Here is a 17,728-nt window from a genome sequence, read left to right as displayed (position 1 = left end):
AATCATCAATACGGGCCAAACAGGCCCTGCGTCAGTTGCGACAGCGGCGTGCCGTACAGCAGGGCAATCATGCCCGCAGCAGCCAGATAGGGACCAAACGGAATGGGCTTGTCGCGCCCGCGGCGGGCAAACACGATCAGGCAGATGCCGACGATGGCGCCAACCACCGATGCCAGCAAGATAATCGTCGGCAACATGGTCCAGCCCAGCCAGGCGCCCAGCGCGGCAAGCAGTTTGAAGTCACCATACCCCATTCCTTCCTTGCCTGTCGCCAGCTTGAACAGCCAGTACACGCTCCACAGGGCCAGGTAGCCGGCCGCCGCGCCGATCACGGCGTCAGCCAGCGGTACAAACGTGCCATTGAGATTGACCAGCAGGCCGGCCCACAGCAGCGGAAAAGTCAGGTCGTCCGGCAGCATTTGCGTGTCGGCGTCGATAAAGGTCATGGCGATCAGCAGCCAGGCAAACACCAGCGTGGCAAGACCGGTCCAGCCGCTGCCGAAATGCCAGACCAGCAGGGCCGACAGCGCGCCGGTCAGCAGTTCGACCAGCGGATAGCGCATGGAAATGGGCGCCTTGCAGGCGCTGCACTTGCCGCGCAGCAGCAGGTAGCTGATGACGGGGATGTTTTCCATGGCCGTGATGCGGTGGCCGCAGCAACTGCAATGCGAATGCGGCAGCATCAGGTTGTAGCGCTCGGTATGGGGCGGCGGCTGGCCGCTTTCCACCGCAACATAGTTATCAGACTCGCGCTGCATCATTTTGGGGATGCGGTGGATCACCACATTGAGAAAGCTGCCGACCATCAGGCCGAACAGGGCGGCAACGAGGGTGACGAACAGCGTGCCGGGGGCGGCAAACAGCAGGGTATCTTGCATGGTGTTCCGGTAACAGGGAAAAGCGGCGCATGGCTGCGGCAGGCATTGCAGTGTAAGACATCCGCGCTGCCAGTGGAATGTTTTGCAACACAGAAAGATTCAAAACACCGTGCCCAGCTTGAAAATGGGCAGGTACAGGGCAATCACCAGCGCCCCTACCAGCGTTCCCAGCACCAGCATCAGCAAAGGCTCCATCAGGGACGAGAGCGTACAGACGGCGGCGTCGATTTCCGCTTCGATCATCTCGGCCGCGCGCGTCAGCATGGCGTCGAGCGTGCCGGACTCTTCGCCGATCAGCGCCAGTTGCGTCAGCAGCGCGGGAAACACGCCGCTATGCTCCATGGCCAGCGCCAGGCTGCCGCCGGCGCGGATTTCCCGTTCGATGCGCCCGGTTGCCTCGTGGTACAGCACATGGTTGGCCGCCGCGCCGACCAGTTCGAGCGCATCGAGCAGCGGCACGCCGGCGGCAAACAGGGCGGCCAGGGTGCGCGTCCAGCGTGCAATGGCGGCGCGCCGCAGCAGCGCACCGAACACGGGCAGGCGCAGCATCTGCAGTTGGACCTGGCGGCGCAGCAGCGGCCAGCGGCGCCAGGCCAGACGCCCCAGCAGCACGGCGCCGGCCAGTCCTGCCAGCAATGCAAGCCAGTAGCGCGTCAGCAGCGCCGACAGGGTCATCACCACCAGCGTCGGCAAAGGCAGCGGTGCGCCCACGCTGTCGAATACCTGGCGAAAGGCCGGCACCACCACTGACAGGATCACGGCCGTCACCAGCACGGCCACCAGCACGACGGTAGCCGGGTAGGCCAGGGCGCCGCGCAACTGGCGGCGCAGCGCCAGCGCCTTTTCCTGGTGGCTGGCCAGGCGCGCCAGCAGCTCCTGCACGATGCCGGCCTGTTCGCCGGCCGCCACCAGATTGCAATAGAGCGTGTCGAACAGCGCCGGATACTGGCGAAATGCCTGCTGCAGGCTGCTGCCGGCCTCGACCGCCTGGCGCAGTTCCTGCATCAGCTGCTTCATGGCGGGTTTGGGATGGCCCTTGCCGGCGATATCGAACGCATGCAGCAACGGCACGCCGGCTGCCATCATGGCTGCCAGCTGGCGCGTAAACAGGGCGATATCGCTGGCGTTGATGGCCTTGCCTGGCGGCGCACGCGCAGCTTGCACGCGGGTCGACAAGATACCCTGGCGGCGCAGCAGCAGACTGACCGATTGCGGATCGGCAGCGCGCAGCTCGCCATGCGTCTGCCGGCCGTGGCGGTCCTTGCCTTCCCATCTGAATTTGCGCTCGACCGGCATCTGTGCCCCCTGCCACCTGCACGCCAGCTTTCACACTAGCAGCAGTTGGCAGCGCCGCCAGGGCGGCCTGCAAGAGGCTTGATGCAGTTCAGTTTGCGGTCATTTTTTTGCGATTGGCGGCGTGACGGGAGCGGATTCGTCGCTGCTGCTGTCGCCCTTGCTGATGCTTTCGCCATCGTTGCGGCGCAAGCCCCAGAAACTCAGCGAAGACAACATGGTAACGGCGGCCAGCGTCAGGAACGCATGATGCAGCGCATTACTGAGCGCGGCGCGGTCGGACTGCGGCAAATCACCGAGGAACCAGCCGGTCACCAGCGAGCCCATGGCCAGGCCAAAGCTCATCGACAGCTGCTGCATCGAGCTCGACATGGTGCTGGCCATGCTGGAATCGGCATTATTCACATCGGCGTACGCCAGCGTGTTCATGCTGGAAAACTGCAGCGAATTGAAGAAACCCTGGCACAGGCCGATGGCCACGATCACATACAGCGGCGTGCCGGCATTGACCTGCGAGAACATGGCAATCGTCACGCCGATCAGCAAGGTGTTGACGATCAGTACCTGGCGATAGCCGAAGCGCGCCAGCACGCGCGCTGAAATGAATTTCATGCCCATGGCGGCCGCTGCCGACGGCATCATCAGCAGGCCCGACTGCCAGGCCGGCAGGCCCAGGCCGATCTGGTACAGCAGCGGCAGCAGGAAGGGCAGGCCGCCCACGCCGAGACGCGTGATAAAGCCACCCATCACGGCGGTGCGGAAAGTGCGGATCTTGAACAGCGACAGGCGCAGCAGCGGATGCAGCACTTCGCGCGAGTGCCAGCCGTAGGCAGCGAGCAGGCTCAGTGAAATAAGCAGCAGCACGCCGGCCGAGGTCGGATCGATCTTGTGCTCGCCAAAGATTTCCAGCAGCCACGACAGCAGCGCGATACCGGTACCGAACAGCACCAGGCCGATCAGGTCGAGCGGACGCGGGCTGTCGCCGTAGTAGTCGGGCATATGGCGGTGCGCCAGGTACAGCGCGGCCAGGCCGACCGGTACGTTGACAAAGAAAATCTCGCGCCACGACAGCCAGTGCACGATCAGCCCGCCCACGGTCGGCCCCAGCAGTGGGCCGATCAGCGCCGGGATAATCACGAAATTCATGGCAGCGAGTAATTGCGACTTGGGGAAAGTGCGGATAATGGCCAGCCGGCCAACCGGCATCATCATGGCCGCGCCGATGCCCTGCAGCAGGCGCGAGGCCACCAGCATCGGCGAATTGACCGACAGGCCGCACAGCACCGAGGCGATGGTGAAGATGGCAATTGCGGTGGAAAACACGCGTCGCGTGCCAAAGCGGTCCGCCATCCAGCCGCTGATCGGGATGCCGACTGCCAGGCTCAGGATATAGCTGGTAACGACCGCCTTCAGGCTCAGCGGCGTCACGTTCAGGCTGGCGGCCATGGCCGGAATGGCGGTATTGACGATGGTCGAATCGAGCTGTTCCATGAACAGTGCGGTGGCGACCACCCAGGGAAGAAAAGCTTTGACCGATGGTGTGGCAACAGTTGGGGGACTGGACATAAGCTGGGCCGGTAGAGGTGGTGCCCGAATTGTTACATAAATGCGTGTGCCATGCCGTCAGCCTGCTGTTTTCAAAAAGTCCATGGAACATTTGTTCTATGGAAATGACTTACTGCTAACGCTAGTATCGCTTGTCCCTGCGCATGCGAGCGCACCCTTTTGATACGGAAAGTTATCCCATGAAAAAATCCCTGGCCATCGTCCTGTTGGGCGCCACCCTGTCTGCTTGCGGCGGTGGCAGTGACCATGACGACGCACCTGTTGCACCGGTGACGCCGCCAGTCGTGGTGACCCCACCAGTTACCACGCCAGCACCCGATGCCGTCACTGCCGCCTCGCAGGCGGTGGCCGCCCAGGCTGGCCTGAGCCTGCTGGCCGGCGCCAGTGCCGATGAAGCCGTGTATGACGTGGCAGCCGATATCGGCGATACCTGGCGCATCACCTTCGATAACGTGAAAAAGACCTTCAGCATCAAGGTGCTGTCGACGCAGTTCGGCCTGACTGACCGCAGCGGCACCTTTACCTCCACCACCAGCGGCAGCGTGACCACCTATACCGGCGCCGACCTGAATGTATCGGTCGATGCGCGCACGCGCTTGTTGACGGGTAATGTGAAAGTGGGCGGCAAGGCCAGTACCGTCAGCGGCACCGGCTACGCCGTCAGCGACGTGACCAAGCTGGCCGGCAGCTATGTTTTTATCGGCACCATGCGCAATGCCTCGAACGGCGGCAGCCTGTTCAATCCCAAAGGCGTGCTGAAGGTCGCAGCCGATGGCACGGCGCAGCTGTGCAACGGCGGCAGCTTCAATGCGCAGGGCGTCTGCAGCGCCGTGTCACCATCGCTGGCAGCAGAAAACGCCAGCCTGACGCTGGCCAAAAATGCCAGCGGCCTGGTGATCGCACGCCAGGGCAATCTGGACTTCGGCGTGGTACATGTGCATGCCGGCGACCGCGGGCTGGCGCTGTTTATCGACCGCTACGGCGTCAACCAGGAAAACGTGCTGCGGGTCGGCACCATCGTGGCGGCCAAACAGCAGAAAATTGGCAGCGAACTCAATGGCAGCTATGCCTGTGCAACAGGCGGCGGTATCGGCGGCAAGATCGACATTGCCGGCAGCACGGCCACCGTCACCAACCTGACGAGTGGCAAATCGCATAACGAGACCATCACCGTCAACAAGCTGGGCCTGGGTACGCAAGCGGTCGACTTCGATGGCATTGCCGTGTTCAAGGACCCGGCCGATGTGCCCGCCGATTATTCGATGTTCATGCCGGTGTCGTCGAGCATGGCGGTCGAGTTTTCCACCGACCGCGCCTATATGGGCATGTGCCTGAAAAACTAGGCCGGCCAGGCCAGGCGGTCCAGCGCATCGAGCAAAGGCTGGGCCGCATCGGCAATACGCTCCAGGCTCGCTTCGCGCAGGGCCGCCGTATCGACCACATGGTTTGATTCGAGCCCGGCCCAGCGCAGCAGCGCGCTGCAGGCGCCGGGCGTATCGAACATGCCATGCAAATAGCTGCCAAGGATTTTCCCATCTAGGGAAATCGCCCCTTCCGGCCTGCCGCCGAGCACAAACGCGGGCTGCGCCAGCGCTGCACCGCTTGACACGCCCATGTGAATTTCATAGCCCTTGACGGACGCGTCGGCAAACGCGCACTGGCCTTCCACCAGGACTAGGCGCTTGTCGGGCGTCAGTTCGGTTTCCAGTTCAAGCAGGCCGAGCGCCTGCGACGCCCCTTTCGCCCCTTCCACGCCCAGCGGATCGTGTACCGTGGCGCCCAGCATCTGGAAGCCGCCGCAAATGCCGATCACCTTGCCGCCGTAGCGCAGATGCCTGGCCAGGTAAGCGGGCCAGCCCTGCTGCTGCAGCCAGGCCAGGTCGCCACGCGTGTTTTTACTGCCGGGCAGGATCACCAGGTCGGCCGGCGGTATCGGCTGGCCCTGTTTGATGAACTGCAGATCGATGCCGGGATGGGCGCGCAGTGCGTCGAAATCGGTATGGTTGCTGATGCGTGGCAGTTGCGGCACCACTACCCTGAAGGCGCCGCGCTCGGCCTGCATCGCTTCGACCGCATCTTCGGCATCGAGAAACAGCCCTTGCAGATAGGGCAGCACGGCCAGCACCGGCTTGCCGGTCTGCTGTTCCAGCCACTCGATGCCCGGTTCGAGCAGGGAAATATCGCCGCGAAAGCGGTTGATCACAAAGCCCAGCACGCGCGCGCGTTCGCTGTCGGACAGGCAGGCCAGCGTGCCGATAATATGGGCAAACACGCCGCCGCGGTCGATATCGGCCACCAGGATCACCGGGCAGTCGACCGCCTCGGCAAAACCCATATTGGCAATATCGCGCGCACGCAGATTGATTTCAGCCGGGCTGCCGGCGCCTTCGACGATCACGGCCTGGTACTGCTGGCGCAGGCGCGCATGCGATTCGAGCACCGCGCCCATGGCGATGGTCTTGTATTGCTGGTAGTCGCGCGCATCCATCTCGGCGCGTACCTTGCCGTGAATGATCACTTGCGCACCGGTGTTCGACGACGGCTTGAGCAGCACCGGATTCATGTCGGTATGCGGCGCCAGGCCGCAGGCCAGCGCCTGCAGCGCCTGCGCGCGGCCGATCTCGCCGCCGTCGCTGGTCACTGCGCTGTTGAGCGCCATATTCTGCGGCTTGAAGGGCGCCACCGTTACGCCGCGCCGCTTGAGCAGCCGGCACAGCGCCGCCACGATGGTGCTCTTGCCGGCGTCCGAGGTGGTGCCTTGCACCATCAAAGTTGTGTACAGCGACAGCTGGGTCAAGGTTTGCTCCGGCGCTGGCGCGCCATATCGAGCTGCTCGCACATGGCGGCCGTGCCGTCGATCATGCGCGGGCCGGCGCGGTTGAGCAGGTCGCCATTGAGGCGGAACAGGTTGTTCCTGCGTACCGCCGTGATCGATGGAAAAGCGCGCCACATGGCCAGGCCGCCCTCGCTGTCCGGGTCGCTCTTTTCACTGGTGCCGAAAATGGCTTCCGGGTCTTCGGCCAGCACGCCTTCGGGCGTGACCACGGGCGCCACCACCTTCATCGCGGCAAAGATATTCTGGCCGCCGCACACGCGCATCGCGTCGCTGATAATGCTCGCGCCGCTGATGGTATACAGTGGCTTGTCCCACACCTGATAGAACACGCGCACCGGCGCGCGCTTGCCGTACTGGCTGGTCAGGCCAGCCAGCCGGGTGCGCAACTGCGCGGCGGCCGGTCTGGCGACATTGTCGGTCCCCATCAGCTGGCCCAGGCGCTCCACGCCTTCGGGGATGTCGGCCAGCTTTTTCGGATCGCTATGGTAGATCGGCACCTTCAACTGGCGCAGCATGGCGATCTGGCGGTCGGCACTGCCATGGCGCCAGATCACGATCAGGTCTGGCTTCATGGCGATAATGCGCTCCATGTCGAACTGGCGGTTGTCGCCCACATGCGGAATCTTTTTGGCCGCTTCCGGGTAGTCGCTGTAGCTGACCGCACCGACTATTTTTTCACCGCCGCCGGCTGCAAACAGCAGCTCGGTAATATGCGGCGCCAGCGCCAGGATGCGCTGCGCCGGCTTTTGCACGGTGACGGTATTGCCATCATCGTCGCGCACCGAAATGGCGGCCTGCGTCGGCAGTGAGAGCAGGCCCGCCAGAAGGACGGGCAAAGTCAGAGCATTCATGTGTTTTCCTTGTTCCATGCGGTCAGTGCCTGCTGCAGGCGCAGCCAGGCTGGTTCATCGGGCGGCAAGCCCAGTCGGATGCCGTGGGCGGCGTGGCGAAACAATCGTACCCAGATGCCATGCTGCGCCATATGGCGCCAGAATTGTTCGGCGCGTGGCTCGGGCCACCATTGAAACAGTGCCGTGCCGGCGCTGGCAATGCCGTGCGCGGCCAGCAGCTGGCGTAGCCATGCGCTTTCCTGCCGCAGCCGTGCACGCATGGCCGCCTGCCAGGCAGTATCGCTCAAGGCTGCCAGCGCCACCTGCTGCGCCGGGCCGCTGACGGTCCACGGACCCAGCAGATCGGCCAGCGCAGAAAGCAGCGGCGGCTGCGCCGCGACAAAGCCCAGGCGCAAGCCGGCCAGGCCAAAGAATTTGCCGACCGAACGCAGTACCACCAGGCCGGGCCGGGCGCTATGCGCGCCGAGGCTGGCCGCGTCTTCGGTATCGCCAAACGCTTCATCGACCACCAGCCAACCGCCGCGTGCAGCCAGCCGGTCGGCCCAGTCCAGCAGCACGTCATGGGCGATGCGCTCGCCGGTCGGATTGTTGGGATTACAGATCACCAGCACGTCGCAGCTGTCGATAGCCTGCGCCAGATCGGCATAGGCTACCTGGCGCAGGCTGTGGCCATGCTGGCCCCAATGATGCGCATGCTCGGCGTACGAGGGCGCGGCCACCACCACGCGCGATGGCGCGCGCAAACGGGGCAGGGCCTGGATGGCCGCCTGGGTGCCGGCCACCGGCAGCATGGCGGGGGCGCCATAGTAGCGGCAGGCGGCCAGCGCCAGGGCCGGGTCGGCTTCAGGCAGCCGGTGCCAGGCGTTGGCGCTGGCGCTGGAAGGCGGCACCGGATACCAGTGCGGGTTGATACCGGTCGACAGGTCGAGCCAGTCGTCGAGTGGCCGTTCAAAAGCCAGCGCGGCGTCGCGCAGGTTGCCGCCATGTTCAAGCATAGAGTTGTCTTTGAAAAAGCAGTCCTTGAAAAAGCAGCCCTTGCAGGTAAAACAGGCCGGCTGCCAGCGCCACCCAGATGATCCACAGTACCGTGGTTTCGGCCACCAACCGCCAGGCGCGGTCGATGTCGCTGGCTTCGGCTGGCCTGCCACTGCCCAGCATCGGGCGATATTCGATTTCTCCGTCGTAGACAGCCTCGCCACCCAGCGCCAGGCCCAGCGCGCCGGCGCCGCTGGCCATCACCGGGCCGGCGTTCGGGCTGCCCCAGGTAGGGGCCTGGGTGCGCCAGCAATGCCAGGCGCGTTGTTTGTCGGCCATGGTCTTGCCCAGCACAACATAGGACAGCGCGGTCAGGCGCGCCGGCAGGTAGTTCAGTATATCGTCGATGCGCGCGGCGCAGCAGCCGAACCAGTCATAGCGTTCGTTGCGGTAGCCCCACATGGCATCGAGTGTATTGGCCAGCCGGAACAGCACCGCGCCCGGGCCGCCGGCCACGGCAAACCAGAACAGCGTGCCAAACACCGCGTCGTTGCCGTTTTCCAGCAGGGATTCGGTGCTGGCCTTGGCCAGGCTGGCCGCATCGGCATTGGCTGTATCGCGGCTGACGATACGCGCGGTCAGCAGGCGCGCCTGGTCAAGGTCGCCGGCAGCCAGCGCTACGGCAATCGGCTGGTTATGGTCGCGCAGGCTGCGCAGGCCCAGGCACAGATACAGCAAGAACACATGCACGCAGAGATTGATGGCGGCGCCGCCCAGACCGCACAGCCACACGGCCAGTGCGGTAACCGGCAGCACCGCCAGCATCCACGCCAGTATGCCACGCACGAAACGGCCTCGCCCACGGTTAAGCAGCCGTTCAAGCAGGCTGGCCAGCCGCCCAAAGCCGACCAGCGGATGCCAGCGGCGCGTCTCGCCCAGCAGCAAATCAAGCAGCACGCCGGCCGTCAGCAAACCGGCCAGCAGCGCACAGGACCAGCCCATCAGCATGGTCTTCCTTTCACGGTGCACCCTTCAGATACAGCGGCAGCCCGGCAGCGACAAACACGGCGCGCTCGCACAGCGCCGCCACCGCCTGGTTCAGCCGTCCGGCTTCATCGAGAAACGCGCGCGAAATGGCGCCATAGGGCACGATGCCCATGCCGACCTCATTCGAGACCAGCACCACGTCGCAATCGATTTCGTCCAGCACCGTCAACAGGTGCGCGCGCTCGTGATGAAACTGTGCCGGCAGCTCGATGGCGCCGACCTCGGGGTAGGCCTCGCCCGAGCAGAACATCAGATTGCTGAGCCATAGCGTCAGGCAGTCCACCAGCAGCAAGCGGCCTGGCGCGGCGTGCGCGCGCAGCACCGCACCGAGTTGCAAGGGCTCTTCCACGGTGGGCCAGCTGGCGGGGCGCTGCGCCCGGTGATGCGCAATGCGCGTGGCCATTTCACCGTCGCGCGCCTGTGCGGTGGCGAGATACACCACTTCCTTGCCGGAAGATTGCGCCAGTTGCTCGGCAAACGCACTCTTGCCGGAACGCGCGCCGCCCAACACGAGGGTACGCATCAATGCATTACCACTCGGTGCCGGCCTGCGCGCCGATGCCGGCCGCATACGCATGCTTGACCACGGCCATTTCCGTAACCGTATCGGCAATCGCGATCAGTTCCTCCGGCGCGCCGCGGCCGGTAATGACCACATGCTGCATGGCGGGGCGTTCGAGCAGGTCTGCAATCACCTTGTGCACGTCGAGGTATTTGTATTTGAGGGCGATATTGAGTTCGTCAAACAGCACCAGGCCGTAGCTGGGGTCGGCCAGAAAGGTTTTGGCCTGTTCCCATGCCAGTTCGGCTTTTTCAATATCGCGCTCGCGGTTCTGGGTTTCCCAGGTATAGCCTTCGCCCATGGCGTGAAAGCTGATTTCGTCGGGAAAGCGGCGCAGGAATTTCTCTTCGCCGGTTGACATCGCGCCCTTGATAAACTGCACCACGCCCACTTTCATGCCGTGACCCATGGCGCGAATCGCCATGCCAAAGCCGCTCGAACTCTTGCCCTTGCCGTTGCCGGTATTGACGATAATGATGCCGATTTCCTTGTCGGCCTTGGCAATGGCCGCATCGATAATGGCTTTCTTGCGTTCCATGCGCACGCGGTGGCGTTCGTTGATGGCGGCTGTGTCAGCGTCGATGATTTTGTTCTCGCTCATGCTATGTCCTCTTTCGGTATGAATATCTTGCGCTGGCCATGTTCGATGATCTCGATCGGGTGGCCCAGGTAGTCCGACAGGGTGTCGGCTTGCATCACCTCGGCCACCGGGCCGGCCAGCCAGCCGCCGTCGCCCATCAGCAGCAGCGCATGGCTCGACACGCTGTGCGCGAGGTTCAGGTCATGGCCGACCATCACCACGGTTTTGCGCTGCTCGCGGCACAGGCGCGCCAGCAGGTTCATTACGCTCACCTGATGCGCCAGGTCCAGCGCATTGGCCGGCTCGTCGAGCAGCAGCAGCGGGGTATCTTGCGCCAGCATGGCGGCAATCGCCACGCGCTGGCGCTCGCCGCCGGACAGGCTGCGCACATCGCGCTCGGCCAGGTGTGCCACTTCCATCGACGCCAGCGAAGCGAGGGCGATCTGCTGGTCGTCGCTGCCTTCCCAGTAATGCTGGTCGTGGTAAGGGTGACGCGCCGACAGCACGGTTTCAATCACGCGGTAGGAAAACGCATCATTGCGCGCCTGCGCGAGGAAGGCGCGCTGGCGCGCCAGGTCTGTCAAAGGCCACTCATGCAGGTCGCGGTTCTGTATCGTGACGTGGCCGGCGTCAGGCTGGCGCAAGCCGGCCAGCGTACGCAGCAAGGTGCTTTTGCCGGCGCCGTTGCGCCCGATCACGCTCCAGCATTCGCCATCGTCGATCTGCCAGTTCAGATTGGCGATCAGCTTGCGGCTGCCAGCGTGCAGGCCCAGTTGGTAGGTACGTATCATGGCGTTAGTATCATGGCGTTACTTTCGGCGCAGGCGATGCAGCTGGTACAGAAATACCGGTGCGCCGATCATGGCCGTAATCACGCCAACGGGCAACTGCAGCGGCGCCAGCACGGTGCGCGCCATGGTATCGGCCAGCACCAGAAAAGCGCCGCCGGCCAGTGCTGCAGCCGGTATCAGCACGCGGTGGTCGGGGCCGCAGGCAAAGCGCAGCGCATGGGGCACGATCAGGCCGACAAAGCCGATGCTGCCGGCGCTGGTCACGGCGCTGGCGGTCAGCAGGCCCGAGACAAAAAACAGGCCCTTGCGCAGCGCCCCCACGCGCACGCCCAGCGTGCTGGCCGCCTCGGCATGCAGCGCCATCACATTGAGCGAACGCGCGCAGCGCAGCGCAAAGAGCATGGCGCCGGCCAGCACTACCCACGGCATCAGGCGCACCGGCGCGCCGGACAAATCACCGATCATCCAGAACACCATGGTGCGCAATCGTCCTTCAGGCGCAATCGACAGCATCAGGGTGACCAGCGCCATGCTGGCCGACGACAGGATCACCCCTGTCAGCAGCAGCAAGGAGGCGCCGCCTTCGGCTGCCGTACCGCCGCGCAGGTCGCGCCGCGCCAGCAGGTACAGCAACATGGAAATGATGACGGCGCCGGCAAAGGCGGCCGCATCGACCGCCCACAGCGAATACATCAGCAGTAAAGCGAGCAGGGCGCCTACCGAAGCGCCCGAGGACAGGCCCAGCACATACGGATCGGCCAGCGGATTGCGCAGCAGCGCCTGCATCATTACGCCGGCCAGCGACAGTGCGGCGCCGGTCACAAAGGCGGTTGAAGCGCGCCCGAGGCGCAGCTCAAGCAGGGTGGCGGCAAGGGAATCGGGATTGCCCTGCACCAGGTGCAGCAGGGCTGTGGGCATGTCGGCGAGCGGAATCGCGATCGAGCCGATCATGCCGGAAACAAGCAGGCTGGCAATTGCGCACACGAGCAGCGTGGTGATGATCACCGTGGCACGGTGGCGCATATTGCGAAAAAATGGGTGCATCGACTACCCTTAAAAGACACGACACTGCGGACGGCGGCATGGTGCCGCCGCCCGCAGCTTACCTCAACAACGTGATTACTTCATGCCGTAGCGCAGGCCAACGAAGAAGTTCGAGCCTGGCGTGGCGTAGAAACGCGCCAGTTCGTAGTTCTTGTCAGCGATATTGTTCCAGCGCGCCAGTACCGACCAGTCGCGGTTGACCTGGTAGGTGCCATACAGATTGACCAGGCCATAGCCGCCCAGCGTGGTGGTGTTGGCAGCGTTTTCAAAGCGCTTGCCCGACAGTTGCCATTCGGCGCCGCCGGTCCAGGCACCGACCGTGTAGTCGGCAGCAAAGTTGGCATGGCGCTTGGCGCGGCGTACCAGTTGCTTGTCTTTTGTTTCGTCGCGTGGGTCTTGCAGGTCGATGTTGCCGGTCACATTCAAGGCGCCGAATTTGCGCGCGCCAGCAATCGTGATGCCTTCCAGCAGGGCCTTGTTGACGTTGTAGGCGCAGCCAAACGTGCCGGTAAAGGTCGGGTCCGGGCAAGGCGTGGTGTTGACCAGCAGGTCGGTCACCTTGTTATGGTAGTAGCTGGCGCTCAGCAGCGAGGCGCCGTCGTCGTAGCGTACGCCCACTTCGGCGTTGCGTGCGCGTTCAGGCTTGTTGCTGGCCAGGCCATAGCCAGGGTAGTACAGCTCATTGAAGGTCGGTGCGCGGAAGCTGGTGCCGTAGCTGGCGGTCGCGCGCAGGGCGTTGGTGAAGCGGTAGCCGTAGGCCACGCTGCCGGTGTTGTGCTTGCCGAATGCCGAGCTGTCGTCGCGACGGCCGCTGACGCTCAGCAGATGCGCGCCGCGGACCAGGTTGTAGGACGCCGCAAACGATTTGGTATTGCGCGAACCGGTCACTTCAGGCGTGCTGCTTGAGGTGACGTCTTCGTCACGGTAGCTGGCCAGCAGTTGCAGGTTGTCGCGGCCGAAGCGGATGTCATTCTGCCAGCTCAGGTCGGTCTGCTTGGTGTCGATCTGGCTCTTGCCCCACGATGCGGCAGCGCTGTCGTCGCCCGACTTGTCGCGCGCTTCCGCGTAGCGCAGTTCGCTGGTCCAGTTGGGCGTGAATTCATTGCGGGTAAATACCGAGATGTTTTCCAGCTTCTGGTTGCTGCGTGCATCGTAGCCAGGACCGGCATCGTATTGCGCATCGAGTTTGCTGTTCATGAACGCCAGGCCAACCTGGTGGCCCTTTGCCATCTGGTAGCCGATCTGGCCGCTGACGCTTTCCTTGTCGTAGCCGTCCTTGTCCGGATTGTAGGTAAACGACGACGCGCCCAGCTTCGATGCCGAGTAGCCGTCCGATTTTTCCTTGCCGGCGCTCAGAGCGTAGCTGAAGCTGTTGGCGCCGCCAGTGGCGCCCGAGACATGCGCTTCGACCTGGCGCGTATTGTCGCTGCCGTAGCCGACCGAGCCGCTCAGTTGCACGGGACCGTCGCCTTTTTTGGTAAAGATCTGGATTACGCCGCCGATGGCGTCGGCGCCGTACATGGTACTGGCCGGGCCGTAGACGATTTCAATATGGTCGATGCTCGACAGTGGCAGGGCGCTGAAGTTGGCCGTGCCCAGGGTCGAGGAGCCGATGCGTACGCCGTCGACCAGCACGATGTTCTGGTTGCTGTTAGCGCCGCGCATAAAGACCGATGCCGAGGTTCCCGGGCCGCCATTGCGCGCCACTTCGATGCCGCGCTGTTTTTGCAGCAGGTCGACTACCGAGCTGGCGCCCGAGCGCGAGATGTCTTCCGAGCTGATGGTCAGCGTATCGCTCAGTACTTCGCTCAGGTGTTGTGGATAACGGCTGGCGGTAACGACAACAGGGTCATAAGTGTCGGGAGTGGCTTGCGCAAAAGCGGAAGGCGCGGCAATGGCCAGCGCGAGCGAAGTGAGCGCCGCGTGGCGCGAAACAGCATGAGTCATGATAATTTTTCAGTAAGAATAATAAGCAACCAGCCGACGTCCCCGTGGGCCAGATTGAACAGAAGAGGGAACTGAAGATGACGATCAAAGACAGCCCGGATGCCAGGCCAGTCGGATCGCGAACATCCCCGTTCGCACGCTTCCACCTGTTCTGGCCGGTATCCGGGCTGCAAGTAAAGCCATCTCACCTTCCCATGCCGCATAGGCACAGTGGTTGTCAGAGATCGCCTGCCAGTCGCTTTCGTGTTGAAAACGAGGGCACTTGTTTACCGTTGCGGGGGCAGCACACGTTGGCTATCGATCAGCATCGTGTTTCCCGTTTAACTGCGTTCATGGACATGAACGCGGGCACCAAAACCTGTCCATTATACGTGCAGCAGGCGTGGAACTGTAATGGCCTGTCTGGTGAATGTCGCTCAAAAGTCAATTGTGGTGCTGCTGCCATAAGCGATTTTGTGCGCAGATGAGGCCGCCAGCAATGCGGCTTTTTCCAGTGAACATGCGCTCTGCAGGGCAGTGATCAGGCGGATGGTGCCAGCATGGCAGACCACGATGACGGTAGCGTGTTGTTCGCGCAACAGATGCTGCAGAAACGACTGAACGCGGGTCGCCATGGTCAGCACATTCTCGCCGCCACCGGGCCGGTAATGCACCAGATCGGCGGCCCAGGCGTCGATGGCGGCGTGCTCGATATCGTGCCAGGTTTGCATTTCCCAGGTGCCAAAATCCATTTCCATCAGGCGGGCATCGGTTTGTGGGGTGCCTGCGTGCAAGTCCTGCGCAAGGAGCGTAGCCAGCTGCAGGCAGCGTGACAGCGGACTGGAATAGACCGGTACCTGGCGCGGCAAGGAGTTTTGCAGGCTGGCGCGCACCCTGTTCAGTTCCTGCGCTGCTACCGGCACATCGCTGCGCCCGTAGCACAGGCCGCTGGCAATGTCGGGCGCCGGATGGCGTATCAGGATCAGTTGCATCTAATACAAACGCAGCGGCGGCTGAAAGCTCGACAGGATCGCCAGGTAAATGGCCACTTCCGACAATTGTTGCACGGCGCCCAGGCAGTCGCCCGTATAGCCTTGCAACCGGCGCTGGCATTTGCGCGCCAGAAACCAGGCCGCCAGCGCAGCAGCCACCACAGCAAAAGCCAGTGCGCTCCAGTCGAGCATGCCCAGTACCGCACAGGCGGCGCCGGGCAGCAAGCCGCAGGCGGCGGCAATCGCAAATTCGGTGCGGCTCATGGTTTGCGCCATCGGCTTGGCCTTGCCTTCGTCGCGCGCGTAGTCCATCAAGCGGATCAGCGAGGCGGCTGCCAGGCGCGACAGTGGATGGGCGACCAGCAAGGCCGTCACGATGGCAGCTGGCGGCAACGACGCCAACGCTGTGCACTTGATACCCAGCAGACACATTATGCCGATTGCGCCATAGGCGCCGATGCGCGAATCCTTCATGATCTCCAGCACGCGCTCGCGGCTCATGCCGCCACCGAAGCCGTCGCACATATCGGCAAAGCCGTCTTCGTGGAAGGCGCCGGTTATATAGATGCCGGCCGCCACCGCCAGCAGCATGGCCAGTAGTGGCGGCAGCAGCCAACTGGCCGCCATATACACAGCGCTGCACAGCGCACCCACCACCAGCCCGACCAGCGGGAAATAGCGTGACGACTGGTGCAGCCAGGCCGACTCGAAGCCGACCCAGCGCGGGATCGGCAGGCGCGTAAAGAACTGCAGTGCAATAAAGAACAGGCGGAGCTGGTGCATGGGCTTAGTCTGCTGACTTCTCGCTGACCTGCGCCGAGTCGAAAGTGGCCATCTCGCGCAGGAAATTGACGGCCGCATGCAGCAGCGGCAGGGCCAGTACCGCGCCGGTGCCTTCGCCCAGGCGCAGGTCGAGTTGCAACAGTGGACGCGCCTTCAAGTGCGTTAACAGATGCGCCAGCAGCAGGCGATGGCCGCTTTCGTCCGAACAATGTGAAAACACGCAGTAATCAAGTATCGCCGGCTGCAGGCGCGCCGCCACCAGCAGAGCGCTGGTAACGATAAAGCCGTCAATCAGCAGCACCTTGCGCATGGCAGCCGCCTGCAGCATGGCGCCGGCCATCATGGCAATTTCAAAGCCGCCAAAGGTCGCCAGCACATCGAGCGGTTCATTCGCACTGGCATGCAGCGCCACGGCCGCCTCGATCACCTGCTGTTTGTGCCGCACACCGTCTTCCGACAAGCCAGTGCCGGCGCCCACGCATTGCGCTACCGGAATACCGGTGAGCTTGTGCATCAGCGCCGCAGCGGAGGTGGTATTGCCGATGCCCATCTCGCCAAAGCCCAGCACGTCGCCTGTCAATGTGTCGGCCAGCTTCATGCCGACCAGCATGGCGTTTTCGCATTGCTGCATGGTCATGGCCGGCTCCTGCGCAAAATTACGCGTGCCCGGACCTTGCTTGAAATCGAGCAGGTTTTCACGGGCACCGAAGTCATGTTTGACACCCGCGTCGACGATATACAGGCCGCAATCGTTCTGGCGTGCAAACACATTGATGGCCGCGCCATTGGCCAGGAAGTTCTCCACCATCTGCCAGGTCACGCTTTGCGGATAGGCCGAAATGCCTTCGTCGGTCACGCCATGGTCGGCGGCAAATACCAGCACGGCAGGCAGGCGCAGTTGCGGTTCGATGGTTTGCTGGATCAAGCCGACCTGGCGCGCCAGCGGTTCCAGCATGCCCAGACTGCCTAGTGGTTTGGTCTTGTGATTGATGGCGTGATCGAGCTTGCCGGCCAGGTCGGCATCGGCGATAGCGGTAATGGTGGGTATCAGCATGGGGAGGTGAGCGGTGTGGATGGTGTTGCTGCTACCTTAGCACAGCTTTAAAAGGCCTTGCATCCGGCATCAGCCTTGGCTATAATTCGCCTCCTCGCAAAACGGTGCACACAAAACAAGCTGTTGCACAGTAGAGTGAAGGAAAAAAAGAAGGTTGACGAAATGCTGCAAACGCTTCATACTCTTCCTTCTTCGCAGCTGACAAACACAACGCTTTGTCGATAGCGCGAAACACGTAGTACCGAATACAGTTCTTTAACAATTAACAGTCGATAAGTGTGGGCATTTGATGAAGTGCAGCGTTGATCTTCGGATTGACGTCAAACTTAAAATATCAAATGTTCACAAGAAATAATGAAATAGGACGCTACGAAAGTAGTGGCCTGTCAGTTTTTTGAGTGAGCGACCCGTCAGCAATGACGGTGCCGGTAAAACGGCAAAGTAACAGAGATTAAACTGAAGAGTTTGATCCTGGCTCAGATTGAACGCTGGCGGCATGCCTTACACATGCAAGTCGAACGGCAGCACGGAGCTTGCTCTGGTGGCGAGT

16 protein-coding genes, 1 rRNA gene and 1 riboswitch are annotated in these 17,728 nt (G+C 62.9%); of the genes, 2 read left to right on the top strand and 15 right to left on the bottom strand.

Features of this window, described 5'->3' with window-relative positions; genetic code table 11:
• Positions 1 to 5: 5 nt before the first annotated feature.
• The 3 genes from GCM43_RS09840 to GCM43_RS09830 all read right to left on the bottom strand — a co-directional run bounded on the left by GCM43_RS09840 (position 6) and on the right by GCM43_RS09830 (position 3,737).
• Positions 6 to 878, bottom strand: a complete 873-nt coding sequence (locus GCM43_RS09840) for a prepilin peptidase (RefSeq protein ID WP_152243718.1) — start codon at positions 876 to 878, stop codon at positions 6 to 8.
• A 99-nt stretch (positions 879 to 977) separates the two neighbouring features.
• Positions 978 to 2,174, bottom strand: coding sequence for a type II secretion system F family protein (locus GCM43_RS09835; protein ID WP_152243716.1), 1,197 nt, complete (start codon positions 2,172 to 2,174; stop codon positions 978 to 980).
• A gap of 99 nt (positions 2,175 to 2,273) precedes the next feature.
• A complete protein-coding gene (locus GCM43_RS09830) occupies positions 2,274 to 3,737 on the bottom strand; it encodes a DHA2 family efflux MFS transporter permease subunit (RefSeq protein ID WP_152243714.1) in 1,464 nt (487 codons plus the stop codon).
• A gap of 179 nt (positions 3,738 to 3,916) precedes the next feature.
• Here GCM43_RS09830 and GCM43_RS09825 point away from each other — a divergent pair, with 179 nt between their 5' ends.
• The gene (locus GCM43_RS09825) at positions 3,917 to 5,080 is read left to right on the top strand and encodes a hypothetical protein (RefSeq protein ID WP_152243712.1); all 1,164 of its coding nucleotides are present in this window, start codon (positions 3,917 to 3,919) and stop codon (positions 5,078 to 5,080) included.
• Here GCM43_RS09825 and GCM43_RS09820 read toward each other — a convergent pair.
• From GCM43_RS09820 to cobT, 12 genes are all read right to left on the bottom strand, one after another.
• Positions 5,077 to 6,504: a cobyric acid synthase gene (locus GCM43_RS09820; RefSeq protein WP_152244209.1), complete on the bottom strand. Its 1,428-nt coding sequence runs from the start codon at positions 6,502 to 6,504 to the stop codon at positions 5,077 to 5,079. The genes GCM43_RS09825 and GCM43_RS09820 overlap by 4 nt on opposite strands.
• A 26-nt stretch (positions 6,505 to 6,530) precedes the next feature.
• Positions 6,531 to 7,424, bottom strand: a complete 894-nt coding sequence (locus tag GCM43_RS09815) for a cobalamin-binding protein (RefSeq protein ID WP_152243710.1) — start codon at positions 7,422 to 7,424, stop codon at positions 6,531 to 6,533.
• Complete coding sequence (gene cobD, locus GCM43_RS09810) at positions 7,421 to 8,419, bottom strand: threonine-phosphate decarboxylase CobD (RefSeq protein ID WP_152243708.1); 999 nt, start codon at positions 8,417 to 8,419, stop codon at positions 7,421 to 7,423. The genes GCM43_RS09815 and cobD overlap by 4 nt, the downstream gene beginning before the upstream one ends.
• The gene (gene cbiB / locus GCM43_RS09805; protein WP_152243706.1) at positions 8,412 to 9,407 is read right to left on the bottom strand and encodes an adenosylcobinamide-phosphate synthase CbiB; all 996 of its coding nucleotides are present in this window, start codon (positions 9,405 to 9,407) and stop codon (positions 8,412 to 8,414) included. Before cbiB ends, cobD begins: the two co-directional genes overlap by 8 nt.
• Before the next feature lie 10 nt (positions 9,408 to 9,417).
• Positions 9,418 to 9,972 (bottom strand): bifunctional adenosylcobinamide kinase/adenosylcobinamide-phosphate guanylyltransferase, encoded by a 555-nt coding sequence (gene cobU / locus GCM43_RS09800; protein WP_152243704.1) that lies wholly within the window; start codon positions 9,970 to 9,972, stop codon positions 9,418 to 9,420.
• A gap of 4 nt (positions 9,973 to 9,976) precedes the next feature.
• Positions 9,977 to 10,609, bottom strand: a complete 633-nt coding sequence (gene cobO, locus GCM43_RS09795) for a cob(I)yrinic acid a,c-diamide adenosyltransferase (RefSeq protein ID WP_152243702.1) — start codon at positions 10,607 to 10,609, stop codon at positions 9,977 to 9,979.
• Positions 10,606 to 11,379, bottom strand: coding sequence for an ABC transporter ATP-binding protein (locus GCM43_RS09790; protein ID WP_152243700.1), 774 nt, complete (start codon positions 11,377 to 11,379; stop codon positions 10,606 to 10,608). Before GCM43_RS09790 ends, cobO begins: the two co-directional genes overlap by 4 nt.
• 18 nt (positions 11,380 to 11,397) lie before the next feature.
• Positions 11,398 to 12,423 (bottom strand): FecCD family ABC transporter permease, encoded by a 1,026-nt coding sequence (locus tag GCM43_RS09785; protein WP_152243698.1) that lies wholly within the window; start codon positions 12,421 to 12,423, stop codon positions 11,398 to 11,400.
• A 75-nt stretch (positions 12,424 to 12,498) separates the two neighbouring features.
• Positions 12,499 to 14,370, bottom strand: a complete 1,872-nt coding sequence (locus tag GCM43_RS09780) for a TonB-dependent receptor domain-containing protein (protein WP_152243696.1) — start codon at positions 14,368 to 14,370, stop codon at positions 12,499 to 12,501.
• Between the two features lie 136 nt (positions 14,371 to 14,506).
• Positions 14,507 to 14,741: riboswitch (cobalamin riboswitch) on the bottom strand.
• Between the two features lie 45 nt (positions 14,742 to 14,786).
• The gene (cobC, locus tag GCM43_RS09775) at positions 14,787 to 15,341 is read right to left on the bottom strand and encodes an alpha-ribazole phosphatase family protein (RefSeq protein ID WP_152243694.1); all 555 of its coding nucleotides are present in this window, start codon (positions 15,339 to 15,341) and stop codon (positions 14,787 to 14,789) included.
• Positions 15,342 to 16,124, bottom strand: a complete 783-nt coding sequence (locus GCM43_RS09770; RefSeq protein WP_152243692.1) for an adenosylcobinamide-GDP ribazoletransferase — start codon at positions 16,122 to 16,124, stop codon at positions 15,342 to 15,344. It lies immediately after the preceding gene.
• Between the two features lie 4 nt (positions 16,125 to 16,128).
• Positions 16,129 to 17,178, bottom strand: coding sequence for a nicotinate-nucleotide--dimethylbenzimidazole phosphoribosyltransferase (cobT, locus tag GCM43_RS09765; RefSeq protein ID WP_152243690.1), 1,050 nt, complete (start codon positions 17,176 to 17,178; stop codon positions 16,129 to 16,131).
• 453 nt (positions 17,179 to 17,631) lie between these two features.
• Between cobT and GCM43_RS09760 the strand changes: the two genes are divergently transcribed.
• Positions 17,632 to 17,728, top strand: a 16S ribosomal RNA gene (locus tag GCM43_RS09760); the annotation flags it as partial.

Origin of the sequence: Janthinobacterium aquaticum, assembly GCF_009208565.1 — a bacterium.
GTDB lineage: Bacteria > Pseudomonadota > Gammaproteobacteria > Burkholderiales > Burkholderiaceae_D > Janthinobacterium.
The sequence above is the reverse complement of the archived record's forward strand: the minus strand, read 5'-3'. Positions and strand labels throughout refer to the sequence as shown.

What these genes read in the sequence shown, in the direction of transcription:
- GCM43_RS09840 (WP_152243718.1), bottom strand. Translation starts at nt 878, where the DNA reads ATGCAAGATACCCTGCTGTTTGCCGCCCCCGGCACGCTGTTCGTCACC.
- GCM43_RS09835 (WP_152243716.1), bottom strand. Translation starts at nt 2,174, where the DNA reads ATGCCGGTCGAGCGCAAATTCAGATGGGAAGGCAAGGACCGCCACGGC.
- GCM43_RS09830 (WP_152243714.1), bottom strand. Translation starts at nt 3,737, where the DNA reads ATGTCCAGTCCCCCAACTGTTGCCACACCATCGGTCAAAGCTTTTCTT.
- GCM43_RS09825 (WP_152243712.1), top strand. Translation starts at nt 3,917, where the DNA reads ATGAAAAAATCCCTGGCCATCGTCCTGTTGGGCGCCACCCTGTCTGCT.
- GCM43_RS09820 (WP_152244209.1), bottom strand. Translation starts at nt 6,504, where the DNA reads ATGGTGCAAGGCACCACCTCGGACGCCGGCAAGAGCACCATCGTGGCG.
- GCM43_RS09815 (WP_152243710.1), bottom strand. Translation starts at nt 7,424, where the DNA reads ATGAATGCTCTGACTTTGCCCGTCCTTCTGGCGGGCCTGCTCTCACTG.
- cobD (WP_152243708.1), bottom strand. Translation starts at nt 8,419, where the DNA reads ATGCTTGAACATGGCGGCAACCTGCGCGACGCCGCGCTGGCTTTTGAA.
- cbiB (WP_152243706.1), bottom strand. Translation starts at nt 9,407, where the DNA reads ATGCTGATGGGCTGGTCCTGTGCGCTGCTGGCCGGTTTGCTGACGGCC.
- cobO (WP_152243702.1), bottom strand. Translation starts at nt 10,609, where the DNA reads ATGAGCGAGAACAAAATCATCGACGCTGACACAGCCGCCATCAACGAA.
- GCM43_RS09790 (WP_152243700.1), bottom strand. Translation starts at nt 11,379, where the DNA reads ATGATACGTACCTACCAACTGGGCCTGCACGCTGGCAGCCGCAAGCTG.
- GCM43_RS09785 (WP_152243698.1), bottom strand. Translation starts at nt 12,423, where the DNA reads ATGCACCCATTTTTTCGCAATATGCGCCACCGTGCCACGGTGATCATC.
- GCM43_RS09780 (WP_152243696.1), bottom strand. Translation starts at nt 14,370, where the DNA reads ATGACTCATGCTGTTTCGCGCCACGCGGCGCTCACTTCGCTCGCGCTG.
- cobC (WP_152243694.1), bottom strand. Translation starts at nt 15,341, where the DNA reads ATGCAACTGATCCTGATACGCCATCCGGCGCCCGACATTGCCAGCGGC.
- GCM43_RS09770 (WP_152243692.1), bottom strand. Translation starts at nt 16,124, where the DNA reads ATGCACCAGCTCCGCCTGTTCTTTATTGCACTGCAGTTCTTTACGCGC.
- cobT (WP_152243690.1), bottom strand. Translation starts at nt 17,178, where the DNA reads ATGCTGATACCCACCATTACCGCTATCGCCGATGCCGACCTGGCCGGC.